The organism is Rhodococcus sp. DMU2021, from assembly GCF_019641445.1.
GTDB lineage: Bacteria > Actinomycetota > Actinomycetes > Mycobacteriales > Mycobacteriaceae > Rhodococcus > Rhodococcus pyridinivorans.
The window spans coordinates 19,379-46,035 of sequence record NZ_JAIFKB010000016.1 but is presented as its reverse complement, the minus strand read 5'-3'; the positions used below and the strand labels follow the sequence as shown (position 1 = coordinate 46,035).

Sequence of the window (26,657 nt, the reverse complement as noted above, 5' to 3'; positions counted from 1 at the left end):
TGCATCACCGGTGCCGGGTGCCGGTGACGCACCCCCACACGGCGCTCAGCTCCGGTAGTCGAGCCTGGTCATCATGCCCGCGTCTTGGTGGTAGCCGTTGTGACAGTGCAGCATCCAGTAACCGGGATTGTCAGCGACGAGGTTGACTTCGATCTTCTGCATCGGCAGGACGATCACGGTGTCCTTACGCGGTCCTGGGGTGCCATCGGCGCGGACGACCTGGAACGTGTGCCCGTGCAGGTGCATCGGATGCCACATCATCGACATGTTGGTGAACGTCAATCGGGCATGCTGGCCTTCCCGGACGGTCAGTGGCTCCATCTGGTCGAACATCCGGCCGTTGATCGTCCACTGATAGCTCATCATGTCGCCACCGAGATCGGCCGTCAGGTTCACATCCGGCGGTCCCTGGGGAAGCATCACTTCACCGGTGGCCGAGAACGAGTGCACGGTGCCGACCTGCCCGGCGAGTTCGGTGGGCCGCATACCTGGATCCGGCACGGCGCCGGCGCCTGTCCGGAGCAGGGCGCGGGTCTGCGCGTTCTTACCCTCTGCCGCGGCGACGAGCGGAAAGACGCCGTCTGCGGCCGTGACGATGACGTCGTAGCGTTCGGACATTCCGACCAACAGTGCATCGACCTCGGTGGGGACCACAGGGAAGCCGTCGGTGTGGGTGACGGTCATGCGGTGCCCGGCGAGCGCGACCCGGAACGCGGTGTCGGCACCGGTGTTGATGATACGAATCCGGATCCGCTGGCCCGGCTTGGCGGTGAACGAAGAAGGAGACTCCGGGACGCGGCCGTTGATCAGATAGAGCGGGTAGGTGACATCCCCGGCGTCACCGCCGAGAAGGTTGTCGCTCGTCCCATCGGACAAGCCGCTGGTGGGCGGCTGAGCCATGCCCGACATGCCTGATGACATGCCTGATGACATGCCCGGCATGCCGGACATACCTGGCATGCTCATCCCGGGCATGGAGCCGTGATCCATCGATCCCATCCCACCTTCGCGGAGTTCGTCGAGAATCTGTTGAGGGCTGCGACCGACACCATCGGTCCAGTCATCGAGGACCACGATCCATTCCGCGTCGTACGACAAGGGTTCGTTGGGGTCGTCGACGATCACCGGCGCATACAGCCCGTAGTCCGTTTGCCCACCGACATGTGGGTGGGCCCAGAAGGTGCCCGAGTGCGGCACCGAGAACCGGTAGGTGAAGGACTCGCCCGGCTTGATGTCGGGGCTTGCGGGGGCGGCGCCGTCCATGTCGTTGCGCAGAGCGATGCCATGCCAGTGCACCGATGTGGGATCAGACATCTTGTTGTCGACCGTGACGGCCAGCTCGTCACCGACGCCGGCGCGGATCACCTGTCCCGGCACCGTGTCGCCGTAGGCGTAGGAACGCACTGTTGGTCCGCCGAGGTCGAGTTCTGTCATTTGCGGGGTGAGGTTGGCAGTGACGGTACGACCGGTGTGAGGGCGTTTCGCCTCGGCAGCGAGAATCGCGCTCTGCTCGACGCTCGCTGCTGTGGTGCCGGGCGTCGTCGAGGTTGTCTTGCTGCACGCGGTCAGCGCCAGACCGCCGATGCCCACCGAGGTGGCGGTGAGGAATGTTCGCCTGCTGACGCGGGGACCGAAGTTGCCGGAGGGGGTCACGAAACTCTCCTGAAGAGTGTGCGGTGCGCGCCAGCATGTGGGGCGCGCTGGGAACCGAACAGCTGACCGGACTCCGTATCGGAAGGACACAGGTCGGGTCGGATCCGATCACGTGCGCAGGACACATTTCCGGTGCAAAATCTCCACACCGGACGCTGACGGGGCCGCCACCGCCGCCACCGACCGAGGCCCGCCGCGTAGCTGCATGCGATGTCGCTGCCGGTGTTCGGCCGGGGCACTCTGTCGGGGTTCGACCTGCTGCCCGCATCCGCAACCGGCACGACCTGAACTTCTACCGCCCCGAGGCGAGCGCCCGCTATCAGCACATCGATTCGCTGTTCGGCGACAACGTCCTCGACTGGGCGCTGCTCGAGACCCACCGGCCGGACCTGATGTGCACTGTCCCCTCGACCCGGGATGGACGATTGTCGTCGGTGACGCGGCTGCGCAAACTGGGCAACCATTCCCGCAATAAGGCCCGGATCAGTGCTCATCGGGGTCAGTCCAGTGGGTAGAGCGTCTGGGCGGTCGCGGCATAGGCGGTGTCGAAGTCGACGGCCAGCACGGCTTCGACCGGCCCGACCACCGCGTGTTGTTCCCAGCTCTGGCCGGTGCGGCTGCGCCAGGCGGTGCCGGTGGTGTCGACCCCCCACAGGGAGCCGTCGCTCGCGGCGGAGAGCAACGCCAGCGGCGGGGCGTCGGGCACCAGGGTGAAGGTGCGCCCGGCGTCGGTGCTGTGTTTGAGTCCGGCGGTGGTGGTCGCCCACACTCCGGTGTCGGTGACGGCGAGCGCGGCCGCGGCCAGCGGGGCGCCGGCACTCCAGGTGGCGCCGTCGTCGGTGGAGGTCAGCAGGCCGGTGCCGCCCTCGTATCCGACCAGCAGCTCTCCGTCGGTGGCCAGGGCATGAAAGTCGACTTCACCGGTCAGGGATTTCGGTGTCCAGGTGCGGCCGCCATCGAGGCTTTCGATCAGTCCCAGTGGGTTCGGGGCGGAGCTGGACGGCCCCGGATGCCCGGACGCGAAAAGGTGGTCGCTGCCGGGCACGCCGGTCAGTCCCATGAAGTCGTCGTCGGAGCCCCCGAGGCGGGTGGTGCGCCCGTCGGTGGCGAGGTCGACGAGGCCGGTGTGGGTGCCGGCCAGCACCGCCCCGCCGGGGGCCAGATGCAGACCGTGCAGGTGATCGAGCGCCGGGGCCAACGCCACCCCGGGCACCGACGACTCGACCGCCGCCACCCCGGCCCCGGACCCGGACCCGGCCGGGGTGGGTGGCTCGCCGGTCGAACACCCGACCAGCACCGCCGCAGCAGCCACAGGGACAAGGACATGCGCCCACCGGCGCAGGGGAAAACTCCACATGAAAAACGAACTCGTTTCGGATCGGGTCGGGTGCCGGCTCAGGTGCGGGCCAGGCGGGCGGGGTCGAGGTCGAGGCGGCGCAGCAGCTGAGCATTGAGCGCGACCACGATCGTCGAGACCGACATGAGGATCGCGGCCACCGCCGGGGAGATCGCGACCCCGGCGAAGGCCAGCACCCCGGCGGCGAGCGGAACGGCGATGATGTTGTAGCCGGTGGCCCACACCAGGTTCTGCCACATCTTGCGGTAGCTGGCATGCGAGAGCGCGATGATCGACAGCACCGCCCGCGGATCGTTCGCCGCGAGCACGACGCCGGCGGATTCGATGGCCACATCGGTGCCTGCACCGATCGCGACGCCGACATCGGCGCGGGCCAAAGCGGGGGCGTCGTTGACACCGTCGCCGACCATCGCGACCGTGTGCCCGCGGTTCTGCAGTTCGGTGACCTTGGCGTCCTTGTGTTCGGGCAGCACCTCGGCGAACACCTCGTCGATACCGAGATCGGCCGCCACCGCGTCGGCGACCTGCCGCGCATCCCCGGTGATCATCGCGACCTTCACCCCACGGGCGTGCAACGCGTCGATGGCCTGACGCGATTCCTCGCGCACGGCGTCCTCCAGCGCCACCGCCCCGAGCACCCGGTCACCCTCGGCCAGGTGCAGCACCGAAGCCCCGCGCCGGATCCACCCGGCGGTGACGGCGGTGACGTCCGCGGGCACCGACAACGACAGGTCGGTGAGCATCGCCGGTCCGCCGACCGTCACCTCGGTGCCGTCGACGATCGCGCGCACCCCGCGTCCGGGTAGCGACCGGAAGTCGGTGGCGACGATCCGCTCGCCCGACGGGACACGACTGTCGGCGGCGGCGACGATGGCCCGCGCGACGGGATGTTCACTGTCGGCCTCGACCGCCGCGGCCAACGCCAGCACCTGCTCGTCGCTGATCCCGTCGGTCACAGCGACGCCGGTGACCTGATGCCGGCCCTGGGTCAACGTGCCGGTCTTGTCGAAGAGCACCACATCGACGGTGCGCATGCGTTCGAGCGAGAGCCGGTCCTTGACCAGCACCCCGGCCTGGGCGGCGCGTTCGGTGGAGATCGCGATCACCAGCGGGATCGCCAAACCGAGGGCGTGGGGGCAGGCGATGACCAGCACGGTGACGGTGCGCACCACGGCCTCGTCGACGTTGCCGAGCAGCGACCACACCGTAAAGGTGACGATGCCCGCGATGGCGGCGAAGTAGAACAGGAACGCCGCGGCCTTGTCCGCCAGTGCCTGGGCGCGAGAGGAGGAGGCCTGGGCGTCGGCGACCATCCGTTGGATGCCGGCCAGGGCAGTGTCGTCGCCGACCGCGGTGATGCGCACCCGCAGCGCGCTGTCGGTGGCGACGGTGCCGGCGACCACGGTGTCCCCGACCTGCCGGGTGACCGCTTTGGATTCGCCGGTGATCATCGATTCGTCGACCTCGGCGCGGCCGTCGGTGACGGTGCCGTCGGCGGGCACTCGCGCCCCGGCGCGAACCAGCACCCGATCGCCACGGGACAGCTCCGAGATCGGCACCTCGCGGGTGCCGTCATCGGTGATCTTCTCCGCGGTGTCCGGGAGCATCGCGGCCAGGGCTTCGAGGGCGCCCGATGCCGAGCCGAGGGCACGCATCTCGAGCCAGTGCCCGAGCAGCATGATCACGATCAGCAGCGCCAGCTCCCACCAGAAATCCAGGTTGAATCCGCCGAGTCCGAGGGTGGTGACCCAGGACGCGACGAATGCGACGCTGATGGCCATGGCGATGAGCAGCATCATCCCGGGGCGGCGCGAGCGGAGTTCGGCCCAGCCGCCGGTGAGGAACGGCGTGCCGCCGTAGACGAAGATCACCGTGCCCAGCACCGGCGGAATCCACATCGCGCCGGGGAAGTCCGGCATGGGGTAGCCGAGCAGGTCGGCGACCATGTGGCTGAACGCGACGACCGGCACCGACAGGATCAGGCTGACCCAGAACCGGCGGCGGAACATCTCCCCGTGCGCCCCGTGCCCGGCATGTCGATCATGGCCCCCGTGCCCGGTGTGACCCTCGTGCCCGGTGTGACCCTCGTGCCCGGTGTGGCCTTCGTGCCCGACATGGGCGAGGTGCTCACCGTGACCGGCGTGCGCATCATGTTCATCGGGGGGCGGACTCTGCGTCACCGCACCGTGGTCATGCCCGGCGGATGCCGGCTCCGGGTCGTTGGGTCCGTGCTCGGGGCGCGCCATCGAGACAAGCTCCTGACTGTAGTGGGTTGGGAAACGAACGCGGTGTCTACAGGGTGGTCAGCAGCTGGCGCATGGTGTCGATCTCCTGCTGCTGGGTGTCGACGATGGTGCGGGCCATCTCGACGGCGTCGGGGAACTGTCCGTCCTCGATCTCGGTCTGCGCCATGTCGATCGCGCCTTCGTGGTGGGCGATCATCTGCTCGAGGAACAGGCGAGCGGCGTCGGTGCCCTGCGCATCGGACAGTGCCTGCATGTCCTCCTCACTCATCATCCCTTCCATCTGCATTCCCTCCATTCCCTCCATACCGTCCATGCCCTCGTCCATGTCCATGCCGGGCATGTCGTTGTTGCCGGTTTCGGGCATCTCGGTGGGCTCGCCCCACTGCTCGAGCCAGGATTCGAGCTGCGCGATCTCCGGGCCCTGAGCGGCCTTGATCTGCTCGGCCAGCGCGGTCACGTCGGCGGGGATGTCCTGCTTGGCCAGCAGCATGTCGCTCATCTCGATGGCCTGACTGTGGTGCGGGATCATCATCTGCGCGAACATCACGTCGGCGTCGTTGTGCGCTGCCGCTTCGTCGGCGGCGGAGGCGGTGGCCGAGGTGGTGGCGCTCGATGTGGCGGCGGTGGTGCCGGTGTCGGAGTCGCTGCACGCCGCCGCGGTGAACACCACCGCCAGCGCCATGGCGCCGACGGCGAGAGTCTTCTTGTTCATGAGTGGATCCTTTCCTCGAACGGTCACAGACACAGGTGAACCAACGACGGGGTATCCCCGCAGCCGGCGCACCCTGGACTAGGCCAGGTAGGACACGGTGGTCATCATCCCGGCCTCCTGGTGGTAGGCGTTGTGGCAGTGCAGGGCCCATTGGCCCGGGTTGTCGGTGTCGAATTCGATCTCGACGGTGCGCATCGGCCCGATGGTGACGGTGTCCTTGCGCAGACCGGTGTCGGTGAGCGCGAAGGTGTGCCCGTGCAGGTGCATCGGGTGGAACATGTCCGACATGTTCCGCATCCGCATACGTACCCGCTGCCCTTCGCTCACGTCCAGCGGTGGGATGTCGGGGTGGGCCCGGCCGTTGAGGGTCCACCGGTACGGCGACATGGTCCCGCCCATATCCACGCTGTGATACAGGTCGTGATCGCGCTCCGTCAGCCGCACATACTCGCGGGGCGCGAGGTCGGTGCCGAGCAGCACCCGCCGCTCCAGCTCCTCGGGCCGGGACCGTGCGGGTAGCTCGCCGACGGCGGTGCGCACCAGCGCTAGCCCGTGCCCGGTCTTGCCTTCCGCCTGCGCGAACAACGGGAACACGCCGTCGCCGAGGGTGACGAGCACGTCGAAGCGCTCGCCCATGCCGATCAGCAGTGCGTCGGTGTCCTGCGGCACGACGGGGAAGCCGTCGGTGTGGGTGACGGTCATCCGGTGCCCGCCCAGCGCAACACGGAAGGCGGTGTCCGCGCCGGCGTTGACGAACCGGATCCGTACCCGCTGCCGCGGTGTGGCGGTGAAAACCATCGGGTCCTCGGGGACTCGGCCGCCGACCAGGAAGTGCGGGTAGGAGACGTCCCCGGCGCCGCCGAGCAGCGGGGAGAGCATCGTTTCCTCCCCCATGTCCATGCCGTCCATGCCGTCCATGGCGCCGTGGTCCATCCCGCCCATCCCGGCATCGTCGCTCTCGCCGGTGGCGCCGATGCCGAGGTCGCGGCCCACCTCGTCCGGGGTGCGGCCGGTACCGTCGAGCCAGTCGTCGAGCACCACGATCCACTCGTGGTCGTAGTCGCCGGGCTCGAGCGGGTCGTCGATGACCAGCGCGCCGTACAGGCCGCGGTCGAGCTGCAGCCCGGAATGCGAATGGTAGAAGTACGTGCCCGGATCCGGGACGGTGAACTCGTAGGTAAACCGGCCGCCGGCGGTGATGGGGTCCTGGGTCAACCCGGGTACCCCGTCCATGTCGTTGCTCAGCGCCAGGCCGTGCCAGTGCACGCTCGTCTCGACCGGCAGCCGGTTGTCGACCTCCACCCGCAGCAGATCCCCGGCGCGGGCCCGGAGCAGGGGTCCGGGCAGATTCTGGTCGTAGCCCCAGGTGGAGACGACGCGCCCACCGAGGTCCACCTCGACCGGACGCGGCGTCAACCGGGCCGAGACCACTCGCTGGCCGGGGCTGCGGCGCTGCTGCTCGAGCCGGCGCACCACGCCCGACGAGGCGGTCACCGGCGCACCGGTCGGCGATCCGGATCCGGAACAGGCCGCCAGCGCCCCGGCACCGACGAAAAGCGATCCGAGCATGAAGGACCGGCGGGTCAGTTCACCCACGGATCGGCTCCTGTCGGCCGCTGCCATCGGCCGTGCCCCTGGTCGGGGTCAGTAGCTGACGGCGTGCGACGAATTCGTCGTAGTCGATATCGCCGCGGGCGAAACGCGCTTCGAGCACCTGCAGCGGACCTGCCTCGTGTTCGGTGCCGTCTGGCCCGCTTGCGCGGTCGGTGCGGAACATGGCGGCCATCAGGTAGAGCACCACCGCCCAGAACGCGAGCATGCACACGGCCATGAGAATCCATCCGGTCAAGCTCAGCTCACCTGCCCAGCCCATCATGATCGTCCCCTTCCTTCTCTTCGTGCTTCCAGCCTCGCGCACGGACCCCGGTAATCCGGTGGAGGTTGCATGAAGATTTGCTCAAGAAGTCCGGCCCGCAACGTCAGCGCCGGACGCTACTGGCGATGATGGATGCCATGGACACCTCTGCGCGCACGCCCGAGACCAGCAGCGACACCGCAACGGTGCGGCGCCCGCCGACGGGGTTGCGGGCGATGGTCGTCGAGGACGAGGCGCCGCTGGCGAACCTGGTGGGCAGCTACCTCGAACGCGACGGGTTCGAGGTCACGATCACCGGTGACGGCGCCGACGCGGTCGGCCTCGCCCGGCAGGTCGATCCCGATGTCGTGGTCCTGGATCTGGGCCTGCCACATCTGGACGGTGTCGAGGTGTGCCGGCAACTGCGCACCTTCTCCGACGCCTACGTGGTGATGCTCACCGCCCGCACCGAGGAAGTCGACACCCTCATCGGGCTCTCCGTCGGCGCGGATGACTACATGAGCAAACCGTTCAGCCCCCGGGAGTTGACGGCCCGCATCCAGGCCATGCTGCGTCGCCCCCGCACCCACACCCCCCGGCCGGCCGAGTCTGTTCCGGGCACGCCCGCCCGCAACTTCGGTGACCTGGCCATCGACGTCGACGGCCGTGAGGTCACCGTCGGCGGCGTGCCGGTGGCACTCACCCGCACCGAATTCGACGTCCTCGCCGCCCTGTCCCAGGATCCCGCTGTCGTTCTCAGCCGGACGCAGCTGATCGAAGCGGTGTGGGGTCCGAGCTGGGTCGGGGACGAGCAGCTGGTCAACGTGCACATCGGGCATCTGCGCCGCAAACTCGGCGACGACGCCACCGAAGGCCGCTACGTGCGCACCGTCCGCGGCGTCGGCTACCGGATGGGCACCGGACAATGAACACTCGGATCCCCGCGTCGGGGCCGTCGCTGCGACGGGCACTGACCGGTTCGAGTTTCGGCACCCGACTGTTCCTCGCCCTGACCGTGGTGGTGGTCGGCTGCGCGGTCAGCGCCTGGCTCGTCGCCTCCGCGCTCGCGCCCGGCATCTTCCACGATCACCTCGGCCAGGCCGGCATCGACCACAACTCCAGCGAAGCCGCCCACGTCGAACAGGCATTCACCCGGGCGATCATCCTGGCCTGGGGCCTGGCCATCGCGATCGCCGTGCTCCTGGCGCTGGCGGTGAGCTGGTACTTCACCCGCCGCGTCCAACGCTCGCTGACCGCCGTGACCGCCTCCACGGCCCGGATCGCCGATGGCCACTACGACACCCGCGTGCCCAGTCCCGGACTCGGCGGCGAATTCGACGAACTCGCCGCCACCGTCAACGAACTCGCCCGCCGGCTCGACGCCACCGAAACCACCCGGCGTCGGATGCTCGCCGACCTCGGCCACGAGATGCGCACCCCCATCGCCACCCTCGACTCCTACCTCGAAGCCCTCGACGACGGCATCCGCACCTTCGACGACGACACCCGGGCGGTCCTGCGCGCCGCCACCCACCGGCTGGGTCGTCTCGCCCAGGACATCACCGCGGTCTCGCGCGCCGAAGAACACCTCACCCGCATCCGGCCGGTGCCCACCACCACCGGCGCCCTGGTCACCACCGCGGTGGATGCCGTGCGCGAACAGTACGACAGCAAGGGCGTTGCCGTGCACAGCCGTATCGACGACTCCGCAGCTGTGACGGTCGATCCCGACCGGCTCGGTCAGGTGCTGGGCAATCTACTCGACAACGCCCTGCGCCACACCCCCAACGGGGGCACGGTCACCGTCACCAGCAGACGAGTGGACAACGGTCATGCGGAGATCGCCGTCGCCGACACCGGTGACGGCATCACCCCCGATCACCTCGATCATCTGTTCGACCGGTTCTACCGGGCCGATGCCGCCCGCGACCGCCGACACGGTGGGAGCGGCATCGGCCTGACCATCACCCGAGCCCTCGTCGAAGCTCACCACGGGCGTATCCAGGCGCACAGCGAGGGACCCGGCCGTGGGGCACGCTTCACCGTCGAACTGCCCACCGCCGGGTACTGAAACACAATCCTGAGGCAAGCTGTCCGGACCGGGCCAGAGAGACGGCGCTTCTGGAAGGGCGCCGGAACCCGGTGACGGCATCGACGTCGATCCGATCGGGGTCGGCCGAGGAGGCGGATCCCCAACCGGGCGCCGGCGGGATCGCCGCGTGCCGAGCACCGCGACGGAGCGAGTCATATCGCAGCACGTGCCGGGTGCTTCGGCCGGATGATCAGTACCGGACAGGGGGCGTGGTGGGCGATCTGACTCGACACCGAGCCGAGCAGCAGGTTGGTGAAGCCGCCGTGGCCGCGCGAACCCACGACCAGAAGATCTGCGTCCTTCGACGCCGTCAACAGCACGGCCGCGGCGGGCCCCTGATGGATTTCACTGCTGACGGCGACACCGTCGCAGGACACCTCCTTCAATGCTCGGGCCTGGATTCGTTGCGCCACGCGCTGAAACGCATCGAACTCCCATGGCAGGCTTTCCATACCGGCCGCTACTGCGGGAAACTGCCATCCGGTCACCACGCGGAGCTGCCCGTGGCGCAGCCGAGCTTCCGTGACCGCCCATTCCAGGGCGAGCAGTGACTGGGGTGATCCGTCCACTCCGACGACCACCTCGAATGTGTGTTCCTCGTCCATGGGGCACGCCTTCCCGTACTACTAAGTGACGTAGTTGCAGACTGTCACATCAACGACGTTGACGTCTGGGTCTCGGCCGAGGACTGTCCGGTAGCCGTTGCCACCGCAATGTGCACTCATCGGTCCGGCGGTGACATCACTACGGCGCGGGCGATACGCTCGGTGTCTGCCTCGCTCCACCCTTGCGGCGCCGCGACAGCGGCCCAGGCATAGGGGATCAGGTCGGCGTAATTGTGTCCGTGCCCGGGTGGTGAGGTCTGCGCCCGGGCCAGATCGGCGGTGACCTGCCCGAAGGTCACGAAGGGGTACCAGCGCATGGCGGGGCTGCGGTCGCCGCCCGGGGGTTCGGACAGCCAGTCCGGTCGTGAGAACAGCAGCGCGGGATCCCACCACACCGTCGGATCGGAGCTGTGCTGCAGGTAGAGCACGCGCGGGGGTGTCCAGGGCTCGCTCGTGGTGTGCAACCCATTTTCGGTGGGTACCACCAGATCCTGCCGGGTGGCGGCGAATCGGATGACGAGACCGTCGGAGTAGGTCGGCAGCACCTCCGTGGTACCGGGATCGCGTCGATCTTTCACGCTGCGCCACAACCGGTCCGAGTTCGGGCCCACAAACAAGGCCCCGTCGACCGATCGGCGTAGCTCGCCGGGGCCGTCGAAGGCGGCTTCGATCGACTGCGCGCCGAGGCCCTCGCCGTAGACCACCAGGCGGGGGCGGCGGTCCGGGGGAAGCTGCGACCACCGTTGGCGGATACCGTCGATGAGAGCGGCGCCCGCCGCGTCGGCGGCCGCCCGGTCGACCAGAAGCGAAAGCCAGCTCGGCAGGGAGGAATATTGCATTGCGGCGATGGCGGTGTCGCCGTTGTACATCAACTCCACGGAGTCGACGGCGATCGGATCGAGCTTCCCGGCCCCCGTCGTACCGGCCACGACGAGGATCTTCCGATTCCACGCCGCGGTGCGGTCGAGTTCGTCGAGGACAAGCTCGACCCGAGCGGCGGTGTCGGCAGCGGAGGCGAGACCGGCATACACCCGGATCGGTTCCCGGGCCGGGGCGCCGTTGACCGTCGCCAACTCCATCGCTGTGCGGCCGCCGCTCACGAACAACTGTCCCGGCATCCCGAGCGTGTCCCACCCCGACCGCGACACAAGACTGCCCGAACGCTCCGTTAGCTGCGGTTGGACAACGTCCGCCGCGGTACCGTCCTGGGCGCCGAAGACACGGCGGGCCGCGCCGGAACTGCCCGACCGGTCGACCTCGTCGACGGCGAACACCACCACGAGCAGCATCACGAGCGGCACAACCGCATGCGCCACGATCGGGGGTAGATGCGCTCGGCCGCGGAGCCAGTGCCCCCCACCGCGGGCCATCGTCGCCAGTCCTCGGGCGAGAAACAACACCGTTCCGAAGATCGCCGCCCCGAGCAGAGTCGTGCGCCCGTAGGGCACCGTGGCGGGCGAGGGCATCCCCACCAGTACAGCGAGATCACGTTGCCAGTCCGCGGCCGCCCACGCGGTACCGACCACCATCGCCGCGGCTCCGGCCACGACTATCAGCGGCAGGATTTTTTCCGCTCGGCGGGAGGAAAGCGGCCTCCACGACAACTTCGGCACAATCCATCGACGGACCGGGAAGGCCAGTGCCAGGCCCACGCCGTAACCCGTGGCGCCGGCGAGCCCACTGAGCACACCCTGGACGACCCATCCTCGCGGAAGCAAGGACGGGCTCAGGCTCCACGCAAGAAACACGAGCGCAAAACTCAGACCGATGACGTCCGGGCCTGCCAACATCGCCCGTCGACGTTCGCCGCGGCCGATATGACGCCGGGACCGATCGGCAATCTCTGGTGCGGTCACCCGCCGACAGTAACCGTCTGCGATCGGCCGTAGGCGCCGGCCGACTCGGCCGTGCCGGCACCGGGAACAGTCTCTGCACGTCCACATCCCGGTGTCGGGGCTGGGACGAGGGCAAGATAAATCGATATGAGCCGCAGTGAGCTTCCCGGCCCGACCGGATCCTCGATGACGGAACCGGGCGGCGTCCTGGCCGCCGAGGACGTGCCGTGCTCGCCGTGCGTGGCGCAACTTCATTCACCGGCCGAGGAACTGGCAGCGCTGCGCGCCGCAGTCGAGCACGAGCCCGACCCTCTGGTGACCTTGACCCATCTACTGCACCTGTGCCGTGACGAACATCCCGTGCTGTGGGAGCAGGCCGGCAACCCCGCGACCCAGGCCACCGTGACCCAGATGCTCGAGCCCCTCCGCGCCCTCGCCCGTTCCCGTCCGGCCACCGCGGCGCTGGACCCGGCAACGCGACGCGGTCTCGTCGATGCGCTGCAGCCGGTAGGGGCAGTCGCGCCCGTGGTGGTGGCCCGGGAGCTGGCCCAGTTCCTCGACGACCATTACGGGCAATTCTTCGCCGACTCCTTCCGCCGCCGCAGCCCGTACCAGCCCGGTGTCGGAGACCCGATCCCACTCGGAGGACCCGACGTCCGGACGGTGATGGATATGCAGCCCACGGCGCCGCCCTGGCGACTGGCGAACCGGCTGGACGAGACCCGCCACGTCCGGTTGGCCGGAGGATGGGCCACGCAGTTCCGTGTTGTGTTCGACTACAGTCTCGTCGAGACTGCCACCGAACTGATCACCACCGAAACGATCGTTGCCACCTGCCACCCCAACCGCGGCCTCACCGAATTCACCCTTCCCGACGATCCCAGCCAACCCGCGTTTCCGGTGCAGCCGGCGCATCTCGACGCACAGCGTGCGCACCTCGACCGACTCGTCCGCGACGCCGTCCGGGCCGGCGCGTCCATCGTCGTGCTGCCCGAACTGTGCGTCACCGAAGCCCTCGCGCACGACCTGCAGAACTGGGTCAAACGAGACGACGGACCCCAGATCCTGGTGGCGGGCAGCTACCATCACGCCGACGGATCACCGCCACGCCGCCGCAACACCGCCCTGGCCTGGATCCGTGGACACGACCGCCCGTTGATTCACGACAAGCATTCGCCGGCGGAACAACCGATCCGGGAGGACATCCAGCCCCAGGGCTGGCCCGAGGTGCGGGTGTACGTCACCGCCGAAGGGTGGCACCTGGTCCTCGCGATCTGCCGGGATCTGCTCAACCCGCAGGCAGTACACACTCTGGCCGAGATCGGCGCCAACGTGGTGCTGGTCCCGGCGATGAGCGAGAGCCTGGCCCCCTTCACCGGTCAGGTCGCCCATCTGGTCGGCTCGGCGCAGGCCTTCGTCGCCGTAGCAAACAACCCCGCCGACTGGGCCGGCAACGGCGCACCGCCGCCACATCGCGCTGCCCGTGCACTGTTCGGCCATCCGGGACTCGGGCAGCAGACCCGGCAGGTGACCTCGCCCGACACGGCTCCCGGCATCGCCACCTTGCACGTGCGATCCGGACAGCTCCGATGGATCGGCACCGACTGCGAGACCTCGCCCGCGCACCGCAACAGCGTCGTGGACGACATGCCGCCGTGGGCTACCCGGCTGGCAGCCACGTTGCGACCCTACCTGCCGAACGAGATGCCCAGCGGGGGGTCGGTCATCCTGCGCACCGCTGCCGTGCTGGTGCTGCTCACGGAGGGACCGACCGGTCCTCAGGTGCTGCTCACACAACGCACTTCCGATCTGCACGACTATCCCGGACGTCTCGTGTTCCCCGGCGGCGTCCAGGATCCTGGCGACGGCGGGCCGGTGGCGACCGCCCTGCGGGAGGCCCGCGAAGAGATCGGCCTGAACCAGGACGGTGTCCGCATTCTCGGCGTGCTGCCCGCCGTGACCGAACCCGAAACCCGGTTCCTCGTGGTCCCCGTTCTGGGCTGGTCGAATCGGCTCGGGTACCTCGGAGCGGTCAACCTTGCCGAGGTCGATGGAATCCATCAGGTGCCGCTACATCGGATCGCCACCCGCTGGCAGGTCGATCAGCCGGACCGGGACCACCCCGACAACGGAGCCGACTGCGACCTCAGCCGACTGGGCTCGATGACGGCGTGGGTAATGGACACCCTGATCGCCATGCTCGGGGCGGAACCTGGCTCGGGGGTGGACGCATTCCCCTTCCGTACCAGCTGAGCACGGCGAAACCGGGTGCGGACCGCGCGCCGCGTCGCGCAGGCACCGTCGGCAGACGCCGACGAGTGGAACATCCGCTGCGGAAGCCGAGTCCGGCAGGAGATGCTCAAACCGTCGATGTCCGCGCCGGGACGCGTCCGCCGGGTGCCGGTACACGACTGGCGTGCAAGGCCCGAGCGACGTGGCTCGGGTCGACGGCACCGACAGGTGTGCGTGTGCGGTGACAGCGCTATTGCTCTACCGCCGCCGGGGTGGGCGGGTCGTCCACACCAGCGACAGCCCTAGTGATCCGGCCGTACCCAGACCGACCCCCAAGAGGAGGCGGTGCCAGAGTCCGTGTCGGTCCGCCCCGGTGGCCGCCGCCGCATCCCCAAGTCCCCGTAGAGCCGCGGCGACGAGAATGGCGACGGCCAGGCGATGTGTCGTCGTTTCGAGTCGACCCACGAGTGCGTCGAGTTCGGCGGTCCGTAGATGGACCTCCGGACCTCCGGCCTCGAGCATGTCCTGCACTCGCTGTAGCTGGACGGGAAGTTCGGCCATGAGGTCCAGGACGACAGCGCTGGCTGCGGTGAGCCGACGCGCCAGGACGGTGGGGGAGTAACGGTCTTCGACCAGCCGCTGGGCGTAGGGGGCGATGACCTGAGTGAGCTGGAAGTCCGGATCGACCTGCACACCCAGCCCCTCGGTCATGACGAGCATCTTCAGCAACAACGCGAGTTGGCGTGGTAGTTGGACGTGGTGACGACGCAGAACAGTCACGATGTCACGGATCAAGGCACCGACCGGGAGCTCACCCAGGGTGCGATCGGCGTAACGGTCAAGGACGGGAGCCAGGTCCACGGACAGGGCAGCCACATCGACCGCACCGCGAGCAGGAGTCATCTCAGCCAGGGCAGTGGCTACGCGGCGCGGATTCCGACGTGCCAACGCCACCAGCAGGTTTCCGAGATGTGCGCGGAGTGGCGGATCGAGATGCCCGACCATGCCGAAGTCGATGAGCCCGATGCGACCACCGGGTTCGACGAAGAGGTTCCCGGGGTGCGGATCGGCGTGGAAGAACCCATCTTCGAAAATCATCTTTGCGGCGATCCCGGCGGACCGTGCCGCAAGAGCCGACCGATCGACGCCGGCCGCGTCGAGAGCAGGCACATCGCTGATTTTGATTCCTCTGATGCGCTCAAGTGTCAGGACTCGGGAGCTGGTGGTGTCCCAATAGACGCGAGGAATGTGGATGCCGTCGTCACCGGCAAAGTTCGTAGCGAAGCGTTCCGCATTGCGTCCTTCCTCGAGATAGTCCAGTTCGGCACGCAAGGTGCGGCCAAATTCCTCAGCGACGCCGGGCAGATCGTAGTCGGCGGCAGCCTCCCATCGGTGGCTGGCCCGGGCGGCCAGATTCCGGAGAATCTCCAGATCCTGCTCGACCTGTTCGACCACGTCGGGGCGTCGCACCTTGACCACCACCGCGGTACCGTCGCGCAATGTAGCCGCGTGTGCCTGCCCCAGCGAGGCACTGGCCAGCGGGTGCACGTCGAAGGAAGAGAAGATCCTAGAGACGGAATCCCCGAGTTCATGCTCGACGAGTTCGACGATGGTCGAGGCCGGCACCGTCGGGGCGGCGTCCTGCAGTGTCGCCAACTCCACCCGATAGGACTCGGGTAGCAGGTCCTGGCGGGTGGAGAGGATCTGGCCGAGTTTGATGAAAGTCGGCCCGAGTTGTTCGAGCGCCAGGCGCAGATGCTCGGGACTCGAATAGGGCTGTTCCCGGCGGTCGTGTCCCAGAAGCCCTCGGTGGAAGGGCACCCACCGCTGCAGACCCGCCGCCCCGATAAGAAATCCGAGTCCGTGCCGGCCCAGGGTCTCGGCGACTTGACGGTACCGTTCGCTCAGAGGTGGCGGCATGGATTCAGCTCCGCCGGGCAGCGATCGGCTCGGTGCAGCCGTCCACTCGTCGCCGGCTGGCCCCGGCGACGTGGCGCTCCGCGCATCTATCCTGCGGTGTCATAGCGACATAGTTTAGTGGCATCGCGGTACGTCAAGGCTGAGAGTGACGCTGATCAGGTGCCGTCGTTGCAACAGCGTCGTTCTTCACCGGAAGCTCGACGGACGCCATCGAATTGACCCCGGGCACTCTACTCTGATGTCGTGGTTGTTCTCTTCGAGGCGTTGCTCGTCCTGGCGGCCGTGTCGATTGCGTGGTTCGCGCTGTATGTGCTCTACCGGCTCGTTACCGACGAATCGAATCGTCGCAGGCGGTGACCGGCGTACGAGACGGTGGCGGCAGCGCGTGGGCAGGGTGAAAGCGGCAGGACCACCACGCGCATTCGGTCGGCGAAACACGCCGGAGGTGAGCGCTTTCGCTGTACTGCTGTTCCGTGGCCGCCGGTGTCGCGCTGCCCGCAGTGGGGCGCCGGATCCTCCACACAGGTGACCCTGCCTGTGGGGCGACCTACGGTGGTGAAGACAACTATCGAGGGGTACCGTCCGTGTCGGATCGGACCCGCCCGGCGGCGAGACTCGACTTCGACACCCGCAGACAGCTGGAAGGGGACTGGGCTGTTCCGGTCGGAGAATACGGCGTGAACTCGACCGATGACACTGTGCCGATAACCGCTACAGCGTCGCCGTGAATCGGCGCGACTAGGCATCGCCGGAAGGGAAACAGTGCGTCTTACAGGGATGTTCGACTTGCGTGGTGATGCATACCCCCGTCGTGCGCGGCCGGACAACAAGGAGCCGTTACACCGAACCGCAGGCATACACGGCAGATCATGACTGTCGAGGCCGCCCCGGAGCTGCGCGCGCCGAAACCGCTGCGTATGGCGTGGATTATCGCGGCGTGGGGCGCCTGCTTCCTCGGGATCCAGTGGGGGCTCGCGTATGCGCCGATCCTGTGGTTCGCGGCGCTGCGTGCCCTGGTGGCGGGCGGAGTGCTTCTGGCGGTGGCGGGGGTCCAACATCGACCTCGACCCCGCGGGCGGCGCGCGTGGCTGCTGATCTCCGCACTGGCTGCGGTCAATGTCACCCTCGCGTTCGCTGCGATGTTCGCCTCGGTGGCGGGATCGTCGACCGGCACGGCCGCGGTACTGGCCAACGCGCAACCACTGCTGATCGTGCTGCCGGCGTGGTGGTGGTACGGGGAACGAATCTCCCCGCGCACGGTCGCAGCGCTGGCGGCAGGATTCGTGGGCTTGGTGGTGGTGGCCGTGCCCGGCGGCGGAGGGCAAGGGGCGGTGTTGGCGTTGCTGTCCGCCGTGGCGGTCACCGCCGGCACGTTGCTGGGCCGCCGCTTGGGCGGGCTCGACGTCGTCGCAGCCAGCGGATGGCATTTCGTGCTCGGTGGAGCAGGGCTGGCCGTCTGGGCAGCGCTCACGGAGGGAGCGCCCAATATTTCCTGGACTCCGGGCTTTGTGGCAGTGCTGGGTGCGATGTCCGTCGGAGGTACCGCCGCAGCATTCGTCGCTTGGTTCACCGAGAGCCGGCATTGCCGGCTCGACACCTTGACCGCGTGGACGTTCCTGGTGCCGGTGGTGGGCATTGTTCTCGCAGCATTGGTGCTCGGTGAGCGCCCGAACCGTTGGACGGTGCTCGGGCTGTCCGTAGTGTTGGCCGCGCTGTGGCTCGCGCTACGACCGCGCGGGATTCGGCCATCGCCGAGCGGATCTGCCGACGACCGGGCGTGAGCCCTGCGCCCCAACACATTGGTCCAGGATCCGGGTGGGCTCTACCGGCGCATTCGAAAAAAGGACGCGTCGGTCGTCGAACACCACGCCGGATGGCCGGACAGGGAGATGGTCGGCGCGGGATGCAGCACCACAAAAACTACGGCACCTCGTTTTTCGCGACGGATGAACGGGTACGGCATCTGAACCGGGTACTTCCAGTGACAAAGCAACCGGCATCGACGAGAGGAGACACCAGTGAGCACCGTAGCGAGCATGCTCGATACCTACCCCAAGAGCTTCGACCGGATCGACACGGCGAAACTGACCGCCTGTATCGAGGCGTGCATCGAGTGTGCGCAAGTATGCACTGCATGCGCCGATGCGTGTCTGAGCGAGGATGCGGCAGCCGAGTTGGTCAAGTGCATCCGCATCGATTTGGACTGCGCCGACATTTGTGAGACCGCAGGACGGGTGCTCTCACGCCACACCGGCTACGACGCCAACCTCACCCGGTCCGTCCTCGATACCTGTGCGGCGGCGTGCAAGGCGTGCGGCGACGAGTGTGCTCGGCACGCCTCCCATCACGAACACTGCCGCATGTGTGCCGAGGTGTGCCGACGGTGTGAACAGGCGTGCCACGATCTGATCGCCTCCCTCGGCTGACCCGGCTCCGACTTCGAGAGATCGGACTGTCAAGCGGTTCGTCGGTCGCGACTGCACATCGAGGGTGGTGTGAGGACCGTCTTCCCGCTCTTCGAACGGCGGCGGGGACCGGAACTATGGCCGCACCGTCCAACGCTGGCACAGTGGCCCTCGGTCCCTTCGACGGTGAGAGCACCGGTCGTCGGTATCGCAGGATGACGTATCACACCCGACCGGGCATGACGGGCGCGTGAGCTTCGGGTCGATCGTCGACTTCGTGTCCGCGATGGGCTGCGATCATCACGGCACAATCCGAACGACGTGAGTACGTCGCCGCCGCACGCTTTGGCCGATCGGTTCCTCGTCCACTGCGGTGCGCCTGGCAGCACCGAGGAAATGCATGTGGCCGCAGCCCTTGCCGCCATGGCAAGGGTGCCACTCACAGCAGGGTGGCACGGTGCGATCACCGTGGAGCCGCGGACATTTCTCAAAGCCAACCCACGTCATTCCTTCGGTGGGCGGTGGGTGCGTACGGGGTGGCCACCGAATCGGCGACGCAGGGCGGCCACGGCTCTCATCGCCGGCGAATCGCTTTGCCGGGAGGCGAACCGAGCGAACAGTGCGGCGGAAATGACGGGGGCAGGGACAGCATGACGGAGGGCTTCTTCGACCGTCCAGCGGCCTTCACCGGAGTCCTCCACATACCCCGACACCCGGGAGAACTCGTCTTCGTCGGACACCGCGTCGACAAGAAGATCGAGAAGCCACGACCGCACGACGGTGCCCCGCGACCAGGCTCTCAGCACTGCGGGTACATCGGTGATCAACTCCTCGGCGGCGAGAAGCTCGAAGCCTTCGGCATAGGCCTGCATCAAGCCGTACTCGACGCCGTTGTGCACCATCTTGGCGTAGTGTCCTGCCCCGAGGGGCCCGGCATGGACGAACGAGTCGGCGCGCTCACCGTCCGGACACAACGCCTCGAAGATCGGCATCAGGTCAGAGACATCGGTCGGGTGGCCGCCGACCATGAGCGCATACCCGTCGGCTTCCCCCCACACCCCTCCGGAGACCCCACAGTCCACCAATCGGATGTCCGCGTGGGCAAGGATCTCGGCATGGATGCGGTCCTCGGTGAATCGGGTATTGCCGCCGTCGACGACCCGATCTCCTCCGGACAACATCCGGGAAAGCTGGCCGATCACCTCCCGGGTCGGTGCGCCGGCGGGAACCATCACCCATACCGTGCGCGGGACGGACAACGCCTGGACGAGAGCCTCCAGAGAGGTGACATCACTGGCGGCGGAGTGCGGATCGAATCCGATGACGTCGTGGCCGCGTCGACGCAGGCGCCGGCGCATGCCCGAACCCATCCGGCCCAGGCCCACAAGTCCCAGTTGCATCGCTACTCCTTCTCTCGGCGGGCTCGGACCTCGGGACTCGACCGCCACGGTCCCGGCCCGGCCACCTGTGCGCCTTGCGCCCCGGGTCATGATGTGTCGGTTTCGCCACGGTGGGGTCGTCGGCGCTCGGATGCGGGAGTCCGATCAGGTCTCCGGCGCGAGCGCGCAACCGCGGAATGGGCACAAATGCGTTGTATTCACCGGTCGGCGCCCCGCCTTCCCCGGGATCCGCCCGGACCGGCCGTGGGGCGAGCTGTGCCATCATGATCGCCTGGTTCGATCCTCGGTGTTGTGCGTCAAGGCACGGGCCACCTTGGAAAAGCTGTGACCGGGTCACCCGCTGTTCTCGTGTGCCGCATGCGGCCCGGCCTCCTAGGTTACGGCGGAACCGAGTACGAACTCTGCGATACGAGAGGTCGACCACGAATAGTCTCCTGGGGGTCGAAGGAGAGCGTTGCGTCGGATCAGCAAGTGGCGCAGGGCGCGTCGTTGAGCCCGGGAGTCGTCCACGTCGATGTCGCCGCGGCGAAACGGATGGCGATCATCGCCTGGTGTCGGAATGCGGGACCGGCGTCCCGGTTCCCCGTTCATCCCGGCGCAGATTCTCCCTCTACGGCACCGATGCGTCCGTGGTCCGTCGAACGTCATCTCAAGGTCCGGTGCGTCCAGGCGGGGATTTCAGGTCTTCGGGCGCCTCGCGGCCTTTGCGGGCGAGGACGACGTAGGCGACGGCGAGGACGAACACGATCGCCGAGGTGAACAAGTTGATGCGGATGCCGGCGATCACGGTGGCGGGATCCGAGCGCATCAGCTCGATCCAGAACCGGCCCGCGCAGTATCCAGCGACGTAGAGCGCGAACAGCCGCCCGTGCCCGATCCGGAACCTGCGGTCGACGAGGACGAGCAGCAGGACGACGAGCAGATTCCACAGCAGCTCGTACAGGAAGGCCGGATGCACGACCGCGACGACCTCGCCGGTCGAGACCCCGTCGATCAGGTCGGGTCCGGTCAGGCCGGAATCGGTGCGTCGCTCGTAGATCTCGAGTCCCCACGGCACCGTGGTCTCCCGACCGTACAGCTCCTGGTTGAACCAGTTGCCGAGTCGGCCGATGGCTTGCGCCAGCAGGATTCCCGGGGCGAGGGCGTCCCCGAATGCAGGGAGCGGGATGCCGCGGCGGCGGCAGCCGATCCACGCGCCGACACCGCCGAGCGCGACGGCGCCCCAGATGCCGAGACCCCCCTGCCAGATCTTCAGGGCGTCGAGCGGGTCGGCGCCCTCGCCGAAGTACTTGGGCCAGTCGGTGAGCACGTGGTAGAGCCGGCCGCCGATCAACCCGAACGGCACCGCCCACACCGCGATGTCGAGGACGGTGCCGGGTTCACCACCGCGGGCAATCCAGCGGCGGTCGCCCCAGAAGATCGCCACGACGATCCCGACGATGATGCACAACGCATAGGCGCGCAGCGCGACGGGACCGAGGTACCACACCCCCTGCGGCGGGCTGGGCAGGTACGCCAAGACGGTGGCCGTGGGGGGTACGCCGGTGGAGACCACGTGTTGTTCCTATGTCATATCGGGGCCGCGGCTGGATGCGGACGCGTGTGGGACAAATGTTCTTCAGAGCGCGGGAGACCGTGTGCGCGAGGGGCGCTACCAGGCTGCCGCGGGCGGCGTAGCCGGCGTGCCGGCGGGTGCCACGTTGCTCCATCCTGCCCTGTGCCTGCCCGTGGGAGGTGTTCATTTGATGAAGGTTCTCTGAAGATGGGCAACGGGAGGATGCTGCTGGTATCCGAAGTCGTCAGGACTGGTGCATGATGCCCGACTTCGACCGGCAGCTGCCCGCCTCCGCCCTAGAGATTGCCAGTGGCCGCTACCAACCGCTTCGGGGTGGATTCGACCAGCGGGCGCACATCAGCAGTCGACTCGCTCAGCGACGTGACTCGGTTGAGGGCACCAGCGGTGCGGGTTCTCGGATCTGGTACACGAGATACGCACCCCGCTGGCCGCTTGGACAACCCACTGGAGGTCCTCAACGCCGGATTCCACGGCCCCCGCACCGAGCCGCTGCAGATCCTGCGCTTGAACACCCTCCCGGTTTTCCGGCCTCGCCGAGGGGCAGTGGCACCGTCTCGCCCCGCCGAGGAAGGCCGGCTGAACATCGCCCCGGCCGCCACCGACATCCGCTCGCGGGTCGAGGCCGCGACCCGCATCGCCTCGGACCCGATCACCGTGCGGGTGCCCGTCGCGTACCGAGTCCCGGCTCACCACATACCGTCATGCACGTCCTCCGCTGACTGTGAGGATGGATTCACCACCAACCGCGTGAATGCCGGCACGTTCGCCAGTTGCCGGTGGTGGGCTGAAGTCGATGGACTGCGTGCGTGACTCTTCGCCTGACTGGCTTCGTGCCTTTCCCGGGACTTGTCCGCTCGTGGTCCGTCGGCCCCGGCCCGGTGGAGCGACTGGCCTGATCAGGAGCTTGACCGGTGGTGTTCACAGCACCGCCGTGTCCCGTCACAGTCCTGCCGAGACTCCCATCCGGACCGGACCCTTCGTCCCAACCGGAGCTAATGGAGGAACGCATGACCATTTTGACTGACATCGTCGACGTCGTCATCGGAGTCGACACCCACGTCGACACCCACACCGCTGCGGCGGTCGCCGCCGGCACCGGCGCTGTTCTCGGCCAGATCACCGTGACGACCACTGTCGATGGCTACCAGGATCTGGTGGACTTCGCCGACGAGCACAGCGCAGTGCGAGTGTGGGCGATCGAGGGCACCGGCGGGCACGGTGCCGGCTTGGCCCGACTGCTCGAACGCCGTGAGGAACTCGTCGTCGAACTCGACCGGCCCGAGCGCGCCCAACGTCGCCACGGCGCCAAGTCCGACCCTCTCGACGCGGTGCGTGCGGCACGGGAAGCATTGTCCCGCAAGGATGTCGGCACGCCACGATCAGGTGGTGACCGTCAAGCACTATCGGTACTGCTGGCTGCGCGCCGATCCGCCGTCGACGCCTCGACGGTCGCCCAACGCCAGCTGTTCAGCCTCGTCATCGCCGCCCCCGAGGTACTGCGCGACACGCTTCGCGGACACAAACTACCCGAGATGATCCGTCGGGCCGCCACCGTGCGCCTACGCAAGGACTGGAACACCGAAACCACCACCACAGCGACCGTGTTGAAGACACTCGCCCGTCGTGCCCGCACTCTGCAGGCCGAAGCGGACGACCTCGAAAAGCAGATCCTGGCCATCGTGCGGCGGTGGCGGCCGGACCTGCTCGCCCAGCTCGGCGTCGGGCCGATCGTGGCCGCCACGGTGCTGTGCGCATGGTCGCACCCCGGCCGTATCCGGTCCGAAGCGGCGTTCGCGATGCTCGCCGGCGTCGCGCCGATTCCGGCGAACAGTGGTCAGGTCACCACCCGTTATCGGCTGAACCGGCACGGCGACCGGCAGCTCAACCGGGCCCTGCACACCGTCGTGCTGTCCCGGCAACGATACGACGACGCGACCAAGGCGTACACCGCCCGACGAACCGCCGAAGGAAAGACGTCCCGCGAGACCAAACGCTGCCTCAAGCGATACATCGCCCGCGACTTCTACCGGCTACTCGAACACCATCAGACCGCTTGACATCCATAGGAGCGTCCTTGCAGTCAGAACTCCGGTCCGCGGTCTGCGGGAAGAAGGACAAGCCGGCTGGGTAGAGACGGTAGAAAAAGGGCATGAAGAAGCTGTCGCTGATCGCCGTCGCCCGCCACCTGCGGTCTCACGCCGCCACCGCGTCCAGTGGCCGCAGTGCCGAAACCGTATACGGCGGTCACGACCAGGTGCTGCGCCAGACCCTCATCGCCCTGCAACAGGGACGATCGATGGGGGAACACGACAGCCCCGGCGAGGGAACGGTGTACGTGCTGCACGGGCGCATCCGTCTCAGCACTGGTGACACCTCCTGGGACGCAAGAACTGGAGATCTAGTCATCATTCCCCGCGCCCGGCACCGGATCGACGCCTGCGAAGACAGCACGGTGCTGCTCACCGTCGCGAAGACCTGATCGGGCGAGCCGGACTTTCTCGAAGGAATACCCGTTGGGTGCTTCACCCGTGGTGATCCGCCCACAATGTCGCGGCACCGCCGCTCGCGGCGCTCTTCATCAACGTCGACTTGCCCGAGCCGTTCTCGCCGGTCAACCCGACCACCTCACCGGGCGCGAGCACCAGATCGGTGCCCCGCAGCACTGTGGAACGACGCCGGGCCGGCCACCATCCTCGCCGAAAGCTCTTCTCGACCCCCTCCGCGACCAGCACCGGCCTCGGCGAAGGCCCGGCGGGTTTGGAAACAGCCATCTCACACCTCGGACGATCGCGCCGGCAGGCCACCGTCGATCCCGGCTCGGCACCGCCGTTTTCGATGCCACACCTCGATGATCCACGGTGAGCACACCTACGAGCGACATCTGTCCGTGGCGGGCAGATCTTATGAAGATCTGTTGAAGAAACCCGCCGGCCGCCGCCGATACGGCACGCCCACTTCGCCGGGAACCGATACTAGGGCCACCTCGAGCGTCGAGAGTGCCGATTCCGGAAGGAGAGCACAGTGAACATGATGGGCATGATGGACCAGGCGCACCTAGTGCTGCACCAGCTGATGATGTGGTTTCACCAGATGAGTGGAATACCGATGATGAACATGCCGATGTAGAGCACGGCTTTCGCAGAGCGACCCGGTAGCAGGGGAGGGGCTGTTTCAGGGTGGGGCTGCCGCGGTGCTTCCGACGGCGATCCCACGCATCGGGACGGCTGCGCGCCGCGTGAGCCGTCGGCGCCTCCGTGGCTGACACGCTGCGCCGGCGTTTCGCTTTTCCGACGCCGTGGTGCGCTGCGGTGAGGATGCCGCCGCCCCGGCCGCCGCGTGGCCGGTGTCGAGCCACGGGTAGTTGGTCATGTGGTCCGATCCGGCCGTTCCGGGCGCGCCTTACGGTCCGTGCTCATCCGGGTGTTCCTCGTCGCTACGGTCTTCGGTAACTGCTGGCGGCGGAAGCGTCACTCCGGTCGAGGGGGCTGTGGCCGTCGGCGGGCGCGGGGAGAAGCTGACCCCGTTGGGTCGTTCGCCGACCGGCACGGTCGCCACCGCCGAGAGGCTGGGCAGATCGATCACGGACATCGTGTCGTCGTACGTGTTCGTCACCCATGCGCGCGTGCCCGAGGGATCGATCACCACCCCGTGCGGGCCTGCTCCGGTGCCGACGTCGGCGCGGACCGTCATTTCGGTCGTGTCGATCACCGACAGGGTGTTGCCGGGTTGTTGCCGGGTGCCTTGGTCGGCGGAGACCACGGTCTTCTCGTCCGGGGTCAGGTACAGCTGCACGGGCGCGGCCGGCACCGCGATGGTGGCCACTACCGCGCGGGCGGTCAGATCGACCTTGACCACCGCGGCCGGCTCGGTGGTCCCGGTGTACGCGAACCGTCCGTCGGCGGAGACCGCGACCTGGGCCGGGCCGGTGCCGACGGGTACCGTCCCGGTGACCCGATCGGTGGCAGGGTCGATCAGGTGGATCACGCCGGCCTCGGTGTCGGCGACCACGATCACCGAACCTCCTGCCGCGGGCCGCAGCCCGTGGGGCATCCCGCCGAGTTCGATCCGCCCGGCCGGCCGTAAGCCGGAGGCCTCGAACACCGAGACGGTGCCGTCGCTCGCGTCGGTCACATAGACCTTGCCGTTCGGGGCGTCGATCACGTGTGCCGGCGCCGAACCCGTGGGCGCGACCGCGCGCACCGCATAGATGGCCGGGTCGATGGCGATCACTCGGTCGTCACCGGTGACCGTGTATACGGTCGTCCCGTCCCGTCCGACCTGGACGTTGTGGGGTGAGTCCACGCCGGTCAGTGTCGTCACCGCCTCGTCGGTGGCCGCGTCCACCACGGTGAGACTGTCCCCTTCCTCGTCGGCGACCCACACCGATCCGGTCACCGTCCCGGCCGGTCCGGACGGTGTGGTTGCTGCGGACGGGGCCGGACCGGGGGCGGGGTCGGCGCCGCCGGAACACCCCGACAGTGTGGTCCCGAGGACCACCGTTGCCGCAAGCGCCATCAGGGAGTGTCTCCCCGACCGGACAAGCGGTCCCCTTGTGGCCGGTCCGCTGGTGGGGTTCATCGCGTACCTCCGGTGTGGTTCGGTCGCGGCCGAGGTCGAGGAGCTTCGAGTGAACGTCATTACCGCCCCGGCGCACCGACCGCTGACGGTCGATATCCCGCGCGGGAGAGAGGTATTCGATCCAGGCTCGCCAGGATAGTCGACGCCGGGACGCTCTCGACCCGGCCCCGACGGCCACGGTTTTGCGAATC

21 protein-coding genes and 1 pseudogene are annotated in these 26,657 nt (G+C 68.0%); 9 read left to right on the top strand and 13 right to left on the bottom strand.

Features of this window, described 5'->3' with window-relative positions:
• Positions 1-45: 45 nt before the first annotated feature.
• Positions 46-1,653, bottom strand: coding sequence for a multicopper oxidase family protein (locus K3M35_RS19695; RefSeq protein WP_039586143.1), 1,608 nt, complete (start codon positions 1,651-1,653; stop codon positions 46-48).
• A gap of 35 nt (positions 1,654-1,688) precedes the next feature.
• On the opposite strand from K3M35_RS19695, the gene K3M35_RS19690 reads away from it, so the two are divergent.
• Positions 1,689-2,168, top strand: coding sequence for a transposase (locus K3M35_RS19690; protein ID WP_247849644.1), 480 nt, complete (start codon positions 1,689-1,691; stop codon positions 2,166-2,168).
• Here K3M35_RS19690 and K3M35_RS19685 read toward each other — a convergent pair.
• From K3M35_RS19685 to K3M35_RS19665, 5 genes are all read right to left on the bottom strand, one after another.
• Positions 2,153-3,010: a F510_1955 family glycosylhydrolase gene (locus K3M35_RS19685; RefSeq protein ID WP_037217562.1), complete on the bottom strand. Its 858-nt coding sequence runs from the start codon at positions 3,008-3,010 to the stop codon at positions 2,153-2,155. The two genes, K3M35_RS19690 and K3M35_RS19685, sit on opposite strands and share 16 nt — an antisense overlap.
• A 38-nt stretch (positions 3,011-3,048) precedes the next feature.
• Complete coding sequence (locus K3M35_RS19680) at positions 3,049-5,256, bottom strand: copper-translocating P-type ATPase (protein ID WP_138846009.1); 2,208 nt, start codon at positions 5,254-5,256, stop codon at positions 3,049-3,051.
• Between the two features lie 46 nt (positions 5,257-5,302).
• Complete coding sequence (locus tag K3M35_RS19675) at positions 5,303-5,968, bottom strand: DUF305 domain-containing protein (protein WP_006554275.1); 666 nt, start codon at positions 5,966-5,968, stop codon at positions 5,303-5,305.
• A 78-nt stretch (positions 5,969-6,046) separates the two neighbouring features.
• Positions 6,047-7,591 carry a multicopper oxidase family protein gene (locus tag K3M35_RS19670; protein WP_052227335.1) on the bottom strand — a complete coding sequence of 515 codons (1,545 nt, stop codon included), beginning with the start codon at positions 7,589-7,591 and terminating at the stop codon, positions 6,047-6,049.
• Positions 7,557-7,844, bottom strand: coding sequence for an SHOCT domain-containing protein (locus K3M35_RS19665; protein WP_006554273.1), 288 nt, complete (start codon positions 7,842-7,844; stop codon positions 7,557-7,559). The genes K3M35_RS19670 and K3M35_RS19665 overlap by 35 nt, the downstream gene beginning before the upstream one ends.
• 137 nt (positions 7,845-7,981) lie before the next feature.
• Between K3M35_RS19665 and K3M35_RS19660 the strand changes: the two genes are divergently transcribed.
• A complete protein-coding gene (locus K3M35_RS19660; protein WP_006554272.1) occupies positions 7,982-8,752 on the top strand; it encodes a response regulator transcription factor in 771 nt (256 codons plus the stop codon).
• Positions 8,749-9,894: a cell wall metabolism sensor histidine kinase WalK gene (locus K3M35_RS19655; protein ID WP_006554271.1), complete on the top strand. Its 1,146-nt coding sequence runs from the start codon at positions 8,749-8,751 to the stop codon at positions 9,892-9,894. The genes K3M35_RS19660 and K3M35_RS19655 overlap by 4 nt, the downstream gene beginning before the upstream one ends.
• A gap of 173 nt (positions 9,895-10,067) precedes the next feature.
• On the opposite strand, the gene K3M35_RS19650 is transcribed toward K3M35_RS19655, so the two are convergent.
• Together K3M35_RS19650 and K3M35_RS19645 are read right to left on the bottom strand one after the other, a co-directional pair.
• Positions 10,068-10,520, bottom strand: a complete 453-nt coding sequence (locus K3M35_RS19650; RefSeq protein ID WP_006554270.1) for a universal stress protein — start codon at positions 10,518-10,520, stop codon at positions 10,068-10,070.
• 116 nt (positions 10,521-10,636) lie between these two features.
• A complete protein-coding gene (locus K3M35_RS19645) occupies positions 10,637-12,376 on the bottom strand; it encodes an alpha/beta hydrolase (protein ID WP_161793632.1) in 1,740 nt (579 codons plus the stop codon).
• Positions 12,377-12,541: 165 nt separating this feature from the next.
• On the opposite strand from K3M35_RS19645, the gene K3M35_RS19640 reads away from it, so the two are divergent.
• Positions 12,542-14,608 carry an NUDIX domain-containing protein gene (locus K3M35_RS19640; RefSeq protein WP_052227338.1) on the top strand — a complete coding sequence of 689 codons (2,067 nt, stop codon included), beginning with the start codon at positions 12,542-12,544 and terminating at the stop codon, positions 14,606-14,608.
• Between the two features lie 237 nt (positions 14,609-14,845).
• On the opposite strand, the gene K3M35_RS19635 is transcribed toward K3M35_RS19640, so the two are convergent.
• Positions 14,846-16,507: an AarF/ABC1/UbiB kinase family protein gene (locus K3M35_RS19635; protein ID WP_006554266.1), complete on the bottom strand. Its 1,662-nt coding sequence runs from the start codon at positions 16,505-16,507 to the stop codon at positions 14,846-14,848.
• An 869-nt stretch (positions 16,508-17,376) separates the two neighbouring features.
• On the opposite strand from K3M35_RS19635, the gene K3M35_RS19630 reads away from it, so the two are divergent.
• A complete protein-coding gene (locus K3M35_RS19630; RefSeq protein ID WP_006554265.1) occupies positions 17,377-18,288 on the top strand; it encodes a DMT family transporter in 912 nt (303 codons plus the stop codon).
• A 237-nt stretch (positions 18,289-18,525) separates the two neighbouring features.
• Positions 18,526-18,933: a four-helix bundle copper-binding protein gene (locus K3M35_RS19625; protein WP_138846007.1), complete on the top strand. Its 408-nt coding sequence runs from the start codon at positions 18,526-18,528 to the stop codon at positions 18,931-18,933.
• A 482-nt stretch (positions 18,934-19,415) separates the two neighbouring features.
• Here the strand turns inward: K3M35_RS19625 and gnd are convergent, their stop codons facing one another.
• A complete protein-coding gene (gnd, locus tag K3M35_RS19620) occupies positions 19,416-20,312 on the bottom strand; it encodes a phosphogluconate dehydrogenase (NAD(+)-dependent, decarboxylating) (RefSeq protein WP_138846006.1) in 897 nt (298 codons plus the stop codon).
• A gap of 649 nt (positions 20,313-20,961) precedes the next feature.
• A complete protein-coding gene (gene lgt / locus K3M35_RS19615; protein WP_138846005.1) occupies positions 20,962-21,867 on the bottom strand; it encodes a prolipoprotein diacylglyceryl transferase in 906 nt (301 codons plus the stop codon).
• A gap of 453 nt (positions 21,868-22,320) precedes the next feature.
• Between lgt and K3M35_RS19610 the strand changes: the two genes are divergently transcribed.
• From K3M35_RS19610 to K3M35_RS19600, 3 genes are all read left to right on the top strand, one after another.
• Positions 22,321-22,698 carry a hypothetical protein gene (locus K3M35_RS19610; protein WP_006554261.1) on the top strand — a complete coding sequence of 126 codons (378 nt, stop codon included), beginning with the start codon at positions 22,321-22,323 and terminating at the stop codon, positions 22,696-22,698.
• Between the two features lie 197 nt (positions 22,699-22,895).
• Complete coding sequence (locus tag K3M35_RS19605; RefSeq protein WP_006554260.1) at positions 22,896-23,945, top strand: IS110 family transposase; 1,050 nt, start codon at positions 22,896-22,898, stop codon at positions 23,943-23,945.
• A 92-nt stretch (positions 23,946-24,037) separates the two neighbouring features.
• On the top strand, positions 24,038-24,367 hold the full coding sequence (locus K3M35_RS19600) for a cupin domain-containing protein (protein WP_006554259.1): 330 nt from the start codon (positions 24,038-24,040) through the stop codon (positions 24,365-24,367).
• A gap of 94 nt (positions 24,368-24,461) precedes the next feature.
• Here K3M35_RS19600 and K3M35_RS19595 read toward each other — a convergent pair.
• Positions 24,462-24,659 (bottom strand): annotated as a pseudogene (locus tag K3M35_RS19595) (ATP-binding cassette domain-containing protein); the annotation flags it as partial.
• A gap of 628 nt (positions 24,660-25,287) precedes the next feature.
• Entirely contained in the window at positions 25,288-26,403 is a 1,116-nt protein-coding gene (locus tag K3M35_RS19590; RefSeq protein ID WP_006554257.1) for a hypothetical protein, read from the bottom strand.
• Positions 26,404-26,657: the final 254 nt, after the last annotated feature.